Annotated in this window: 1 protein-coding gene; it reads right to left on the bottom strand. The window is 69.8% G+C overall.

Translation table 11 applies throughout. The features are described from left to right. Positions 1-122: 122 nt before the first annotated feature. Entirely contained in the window at positions 123-1,559 is a 1,437-nt protein-coding gene (ahcY, locus tag MXD58_RS26960) for an adenosylhomocysteinase (protein ID WP_248838480.1), read from the bottom strand. Positions 1,560-1,758: the final 199 nt, after the last annotated feature.

Genomic DNA, 1,758 nt, shown 5'->3' with positions numbered 1-1,758 from the left:
CGCGCACCCCCCCCCGGGGCGGGGGCGTAAAAACACACCCCCCCCGCGCCCCCCCGGCGGGTGCGGGGGGGGGGCGGGCGCGGCGGCGAGCGGTAGCGTCAGGGAGCTACCAGCGGTGGTGACTAGTAGCGGTAGTGGTCCGCCTTGTAGGGGCCCTCGACCGGGACGCCGATGTAGTCGGCCTGCTGCTTGGTGAGCTCGGTGAGCTTGACGCCGAGCGCGCTGAGGTGCAGCCGGGCGACCTTCTCGTCGAGGTGCTTGGGCAGCACGTAGACGCCGACCGGGTAGGCCTCGGTCTTGGTGAACAGCTCGATCTGGGCGATCACCTGGTTGGTGAAGCTGTTCGACATCACGAAGCTCGGGTGGCCGGTGGCGCAGCCGAGGTTCATCAGCCGGCCCTCGGCGAGCACGATGATGGAGTGCCCGTCCGGGAAGACCCACTCGTCGACCTGCGGCTTGATGTTGATCTTCTCGATGCCCGGGGTCTTCGTCAGGCCGGCGATGTCGATCTCGTTGTCGAAGTGCCCGATGTTGGACACGATCGCCTGGTGCTTCATCGCGGCCATGTGGTCGGCACGGATGATGTTGAAGTTGCCGGTCGTCGTGACGAAGATGTCGACGATCCCGACGACCTCCTCCAGGGTGGTGACCTGGAAGCCGTCCATGGCCGCCTGCAGGGCGCAGATCGGGTCGACCTCGGTGACGATGACCCGGGCGCCCTGACCGCGCAGTGCGTCCGCGCAGCCCTTGCCGACGTCGCCGTAGCCGGCCACGAGGGCGATCTTGCCGCCGATGAGGACGTCGGTCGCGCGGTTGAGGCCGTCGATGACGGAGTGCCGGCAGCCGTACTTGTTGTCGAACTTCGACTTCGTCACCGAGTCGTTGACGTTGATCGCCGGGAAGGCGAGCGTGCCGGCCTTGGCCATCTCGTAGAGACGGTGCACGCCGGTCGTGGTCTCCTCGGTCACGCCCTTGACGGAGTTAGCCGTCTCGGTCCAGCGGCCGGGACGCTCGGCGATGGTGCGCCGCAGCGTGTCAAGGATGATCGCGTACTCCTCGACGTCCGAGGGGTCCGTCGCGGGAACCGCGCCGGCCGCCTCGAACTGCGCGCCCTTGTGGACGAGCAGGGTCGCGTCGCCGCCGTCGTCCAGGATCATGTTCGGGGCGCCGCCGTCCGGCCAGGCCAGTGCCTGGTCCGTGCACCACCAGTACTCCTCCAGCGTCTCGCCCTTCCAGGCGAAGACCGGCACGCCCTGCGGGTCGTCCTTGGTCCCGTTCGGGCCGATGACGATCGCGGCGGCGGCGTGGTCCTGCGTGGAGAAGATGTTGCACGAGACCCAGCGGACGTCGGCGCCGAGCGCCACCAGGGTCTCGATCAGCACGGCGGTCTGGATCGTCATGTGCAGGGAGCCCATGATCCGCGCGCCCTTGAGCGGCTGGCTGGCGGCGTACTCCGCGCGGGTGGCCATCAGGCCGGGCATCTCGTGCTCGGCGAGCCGGATCTCCTTGCGGCCGAACTCGGCCAGCGCCAGGTCCGCGACCTTGAACTCGAAACTCATTCTTCTCCTTCGACGCTCGGGCGGCTGCCGAGCCTGGGTGGCGGGTGCCTCGTCCCGGGAACCACCCGCCGACGGCGGTGGCCGTTGCTGCGCCAACCCCGGGACACGCGTCCCTGAGCGTGCCACATACCGGCCCCGGAACGAAGACCGGTCCGGGCGCGCGAGGGCGCCGGCCGGCCCCCGCCGGCCGGCACCGGGG

The sequence above is a fragment of the Frankia sp. AgKG'84/4 genome (assembly GCF_023242965.2).
GTDB lineage: Bacteria > Actinomycetota > Actinomycetes > Frankiales > Frankiaceae > Frankia.
The sequence above is the reverse complement of the archived record's forward strand: the minus strand, read 5'-3'. Positions and strand labels throughout refer to the sequence as shown.